The 5,254-nt window shown below is 65.3% G+C and carries 5 protein-coding genes; 4 read left to right on the forward strand and 1 reads right to left on the reverse strand.

The window, feature by feature from the left end; translation table 11 throughout:
• Positions 1 to 244, forward strand: a 244-nt coding sequence (locus DQ353_RS20850) for an HNH endonuclease (protein ID WP_181578544.1), incomplete at its 5' end; no start/stop codon positions are given.
• Between the two features lie 134 nt (positions 245 to 378).
• Here DQ353_RS20850 and DQ353_RS20855 read toward each other — a convergent pair.
• Entirely contained in the window at positions 379 to 1,665 is a 1,287-nt protein-coding gene (locus DQ353_RS20855) for an aspartate kinase (protein ID WP_113765103.1), read from the reverse strand.
• Positions 1,666 to 1,988: 323 nt separating this feature from the next.
• Between DQ353_RS20855 and DQ353_RS20860 the strand changes: the two genes are divergently transcribed.
• The 3 genes from DQ353_RS20860 (at position 1,989) to DQ353_RS20870 (ending at position 4,969) form a co-directional block, all read left to right on the forward strand.
• On the forward strand, positions 1,989 to 2,969 hold the full coding sequence (locus DQ353_RS20860) for an ABC transporter ATP-binding protein (RefSeq protein ID WP_113765104.1): 981 nt from the start codon (positions 1,989 to 1,991) through the stop codon (positions 2,967 to 2,969).
• Positions 2,966 to 4,063 carry an ABC transporter permease gene (locus DQ353_RS20865; protein WP_113765105.1) on the forward strand — a complete coding sequence of 366 codons (1,098 nt, stop codon included), beginning with the start codon at positions 2,966 to 2,968 and terminating at the stop codon, positions 4,061 to 4,063. The genes DQ353_RS20860 and DQ353_RS20865 overlap by 4 nt, the downstream gene beginning before the upstream one ends.
• A 96-nt stretch (positions 4,064 to 4,159) precedes the next feature.
• A complete protein-coding gene (locus DQ353_RS20870) occupies positions 4,160 to 4,969 on the forward strand; it encodes an IclR family transcriptional regulator (protein WP_113765106.1) in 810 nt (269 codons plus the stop codon).
• The last annotated feature ends 285 nt before the right edge of the window (positions 4,970 to 5,254 follow it).

Here is a 5,254-nt window from a genome sequence, read left to right on the forward strand (position 1 = left end):
CCGCACCCCCTGGTGCAACGCACCCATCAAGCACTTCGACCACGTGGTCCAACACAGCCGCGGCGGCCCGACCAGCGAGGCCAACTCTGCCGGCCGCTGCGCCGGATGCAACCAGACCAAGGAGCAGAACGGCTGGGAAGAACGCGTCGTGGACCGCGGCGGGCGGCACACCATCGAGATCACCACCCCGGTCGGGGCGACCTACACCTCCACCGCACCGCCACTGCCCGGCACCCCCCGCTGAGGCCTGGGCCCGCACCACACACGCCCATGCCGGGCCCCCGCACGCCCGCCAACGAAAACGGCCCGCGACGCCGGGGCACACATTGAAGCGTGCCCGGCGCCACGGACCGCGCGGCGTGCGAAAACGACCCGGAGTTAGCGGCCGGTACCGCCGTAGACGGTTGCCTCGTCCTCGGCATCAAGATCGAAAGCGGCGTGGATCGCACGTACTGCGTCGTCGAGCTTGTTGGCGTCGGTGACGATCGAAATGCGGATTTCCGAGGTGGAGATCATGTCGACGTTCACTCCGGCCTGGTGCAGGGCCTCGAAGAAGGTGAAGGAGACGCCCGGGTTTGAGCGCATGCCCGCGCCGATGAGCGAGAGCTTGCCGACGTTCTCGTTGTAGGAGATGTCCTCGAAGCCGATCTCCTCCTGCGCGGAGCGCAATGCTTCCTGGACGTGCTTTCCATCGACCATCGGCAGGGTGAAGGAAATATCCGTGCGACCCGAGCCGGAGGTGGAGATGTTCTGGACGATCATGTCGATGTTGGCGTGGGCGCCGGCAATGACACGGAAAATCTGGGCGGCCTTGCCGGGGATGTCGGGGACGCCGACAATGGTGACCTTGGCTTCGGAACGGTCGTGGGCTACACCGGAAATGATGGGCTGTTCCAAGGGTTCTCCCTCTTGAATCTTGATCTGGTCATCGGGGCTGGGCAGGACCCAGGTTCCTTCATTGGTGCTGAACGAAGAGCGCACATGCAGCGGGACCCCGAAGCGACGCGCATATTCAACGCAACGCAGGTGCAGGATCTTGGCGCCCGAGGCGGCCATCTCCAGCATTTCCTCACTGGAAATGGTGTCGATCTTGCGGGCCGCCGGAACCACTCGCGGGTCGGCGGTGTAGATGCCATCGACATCGGTGTAGATCTCGCACACGTCGGCGCCAAGTGCGGCGGCCAAGGCCACCGCCGTGGTGTCCGAACCGCCGCGACCCATCGTGGTGATGTCGTTGGATTCCTTGCTCATGCCCTGGAACCCGGCAACGATCGCGACGTAGCCGCGGTCGATGGCGCGGCGCACGCGCTGCGGGGAAACCTCGATCACGCGGGCCTTGCCGTGGATGGAATCGGTCATCATGCCGGCCTGCGAGCCGGTGAAGGACGCTGCCTTGGCGCCAAGGCCATCGATGGCCATGGCAAGCAGTGCCATGGAGATGCGTTCGCCGGCGGACAGCAGCATGTCCATCTCGCGGGCTGGAGCCTCGTCGGTCAGTTGGCCGGCCAGGTCGAGCAGCTCATCGGTGGTGTCGCCCATGGCAGAAACCACCACGACGACTTCGTGGCCGGCGGACTTGGTGTCAATAATCCGACGGGCAACGCGTTTGATGCCTTCGGCATCCGACACGGACGAACCGCCGAATTTTTGGACAATCAGGCTCATGCGTCAGCACACTCCATGGGACGGGAAATAGGTGGACTTCAACCGGCGCAGCTGTGGCTGGCACCGTTTCCATTTTAGCCATTGTGATGCACCGGAGCTCCAATGCGTGACCGTTCTAGGTCATAAAGCGGGGTTTGGCTGGTCTATTTGCTCGATTGGATGTCGCGCAGGTCACCCCGGATGAAGGCATGTGGAGATTTGGGGGGCTGAAGAATGCTATTTGGTAACGGAATGGATAAACACGTGACTTGCCTAGTCAGACTACGTACCTTGGGAGGATCGGGCCCGGGGGAGCCATCGGAACAAGCACAGGGTGGGATCTCATGGAAACAGCTGTCACTGGCCCGGGCCAAGCGCCGGGGCAACGGCAGGATCTAGGTTTGGGAATCACGGCCACCGGCCTGGCCCGCTCCTTCGGGGCGGTGCGGGCGGTGGAAAACATCGATTTCCACGCGGCGCCGGGGAAGGTCACTGCATTGATCGGACCCAACGGGTCGGGCAAGACGACATTGCTGTTGATGCTGGCGTCCCTGCTGCGCCCGGATGCCGGAAGCATCCGCATCCAGGGCATCGACCCGACGGCAGATCCCCGCGCGGTGCGCGCCGTCCTTGGCTGGATGCCCGACACGCGGGGCTTCTGGGAGTCCCTGATCAGCAGGGAAATCCTCACCACCGTCGCCGCCCTGTACGGGATCGGCAAGGCGCAGGCCAGGGTGAGGGCCGCGGAGCTGCTGGAAGTCGTGAACCTGGGAGAGCTGGCCGACACCCCGGCCCGGGTGCTCTCTCGCGGACAGGCCCAGCGGCTCTCGCTGGCGAGGGCATTGGTCAACGACCCGTCCGTGCTGCTCCTTGACGAGCCTGCCAGCGGACTGGACCCAGGAGCACGCGTGCAACTGCGCCAGCTCGTGCGCCAGCTCGCCGACAGCGGAAAAACGGTGGTGATCAGCTCGCACGTGCTGGTGGAACTCGATGAAATGGCCGACGCGGCGGTGTTCCTGTCCAGGGGCAAGACGATGCGCAGCCAGAGTCTTGCCGAAGCCGGGGCGCAGAGCCGCGGCTACACCATCGCCAGCCTGGACCTGGACATGCTGCGCGTCGCCTTGGCGGAAGCCAACTTCGAGGCGGCATATCGCGGCAACCTGGAAAACGGCGGGGGCAGCGCCAAGGTGAAGCTCACCGGAGAAGTGCAGGCCGCGGAACTTCTGGGCCGGCTGGCCGGTGCCGGGGTTCCGGTCACCGCATTCGCCCCGACGTCCGGCCTTCTCGAAGAGACCTACCTGAGCCTTGAGGATGAAATGCCATGAGTATCTCCACGTCCCCGCGCGCACAGAGCGCCGCCCCGGCCCTGGGCTATCTTTCGGGCATCCGCACCGTTTTCGGCTTGGAGATCCGGCAACGGATCCGCAACCGCGGCTGGTACATCATGCTGGGCATTTGGTTCGTGGTGGTCGCCGCCGTCGTGGGCCTTGCAGCCCTGAGCGTCGGGGAAGAGGGACCCGGTGCCGGGCAGGTGATGTTCGAGCTGGTCATCGCTTTCGTCCTCTTCTTCGGCATGCTCATCGCCCCGGCGTTGAGCGCCAACTCGATCACCGGGGACCGGGCCAACGGAACCCTGGCGATCCTGCAAAACACGCTGCTCACCCCGGGACAATTGCTCTGGGGCAAGTGGCTGGCCTCGTGGGTGGCATCGCTGGGGTTCCTGGTGGTCACGATCCCGTTGATCGGCTGGGCGATGACCTACGGAGACGTGTACCTGCCGGCGGCTCCGGTGCTGCTGGGCATGCTGGCGGTTGAACTGGGGATCGTCTGCGCGCTCGGGGTCGGGGTTTCCGCGCTGGCCAACCGCACGCTCTTTGCCGTCATGGTCACCTACCTGCTGGTGGCGATGCTCGGGCTCGGGACCTTGATTGCCTATGGACTGAGCATGCAGCTGGTGAAGACCGAGGTCAATGTCGCCAACCAGCTCTGGCCCGAGACGTACATGAACGGCGAGTTCATGGGGGATTGGGACGAGAACAACTACACCTGTGAAACCCGGACGTACGTGCAGGAAACCTTTGCCACCGAACGCATCACCTGGCTGCTGGCGGCCAACCCGTTTGTGGTGGTGGCCGATGCCGCACCGCGGTCCCCGGCCCCGGTGGATTCCCCGATGTTCAGCGCTGCCGGTCCGATGGGGGCCATCAGCGAGGGCGTGCGCTACTCGCAGGCGGGTCCGGAATTCCAGATTCCGTGCCTGAACGGGGTCAAGAACACCGTGTTGCCCCCGATCCCCGCGCCGTTGTGGCCGCTGGGCCTTGGCATCCAGGTCCTGATTGCAGGAGGCATCGTGGCCGCCGGACGAAACCGGCTCAGGACCCCGGCGGGCAAGCTCGCCGGGGGAACGCGGATCGCCTAGCCGTCCGGCCCCGGAATCGCGGCCGGCCGGCCCGGCCGGCGCTAGGCTGGAGTGAAACGCCCATAGAGACGAATCGGTACGAAGGATGGAAAGCCATTGGCAGTCGACGAACCGCAAGGAACCGAAACGGACGACGACGATGCCGTTCCCGGAGGCGTCCAGTCGGTGGACCGGGCGCTGGCGATCCTGGAGATCCTGGGTCGGGATGGAAGCTCCGGGGTGGGCGAGGTTGCCGAGGAGCTCGATATCCACAAGTCCACCGCTTCCCGCCTGCTGAGCTCGCTGCTGGCCCGCGGCATGGTGCAGCAGAACACCAACCGCGGGAAATATGAGCTGGGGTTCGGCATCCTGAAGCTTGCCAGTTCCATTCCCGGACGGCTCTCGCTGGTGGGCGAGGCCCGCCCGGTCATCGAGGCGCTGGCCGAGGAGTACAAGGAAACCGTCAACCTCGCGGTACTGCGCGAGGAATACGCGGTCAATGTCGACCAGGCCATGGGCCCCTCTACCCTGGCGACCCACGACTGGCTCGGCAGCCTCACCCCGCTGCATGCGACCTCGAGCGGCAAGGTGCTGCTGGCGGCCCTGGGTGCCGACGAGCGCGGACGGATACTGAAGATCACCAGGCTTCCCCAGCGCACGGCCAAAACCATCCGAACGCGCCCCGCCTTGGAAAAAGACTTGCTGCAGGTCGTGAAGAACGGCTACGCCCAGGCCCGCGAGGAATTCGAGATGGGCGTCAACTCTGTCGCGGTGCCGGTGCGCAACCACCTCGGGGCGGTCGTGGGGGCCATCAGCATCTCCGGCCCGGCCTTCCGATTCGACCCGGAAAAGGAGCCTGGCCTGATCGAGGGTCTCAAGGGGGCCGGGCTCCAGGTCAGCGCATCGCTTGGCTATACCGACCGCTGACGTGCCCGACCAAGTAAATGGGAAGCGGTGCCGCCAGAGGCGTCCAATGCAGCCCGGAAAATCGATTGGGCCCTGCCTGTGATTCGCGCGGTCGTTGAAACTCCCAAAAGAGCTGGGCGGTGCAACGACCGCGCAATCCTGTCTGTACGGGGATCCGGGGCTACTTGGACAGGTAGCCGTTGGGGTCCAGGACGTACTTGGTGGCCGCGCCGGCGTCGAACTCGGCGTAGCCGCGCGGGGCGTCGGCCAGCGTGATCGCCTGCGCGTTCACGGCCTTGGCGATGT

The sequence above is a fragment of the Arthrobacter sp. AQ5-05 genome (genome assembly GCF_003287975.1).
Taxonomy (GTDB): domain Bacteria; phylum Actinomycetota; class Actinomycetes; order Actinomycetales; family Micrococcaceae; genus Paeniglutamicibacter.

Bases quoted from the DNA above. Each gene is read 5' to 3' on its own strand.
- DQ353_RS20855 (WP_113765103.1), bottom strand. From the start codon at position 1,665: ATGAGCCTGATTGTCCAAAAATTCGGCGGTTCGTCCGTGTCGGATGCC.
- DQ353_RS20860 (WP_113765104.1), top strand. From the start codon at position 1,989: ATGGAAACAGCTGTCACTGGCCCGGGCCAAGCGCCGGGGCAACGGCAG.
- DQ353_RS20865 (WP_113765105.1), top strand. From the start codon at position 2,966: ATGAGTATCTCCACGTCCCCGCGCGCACAGAGCGCCGCCCCGGCCCTG.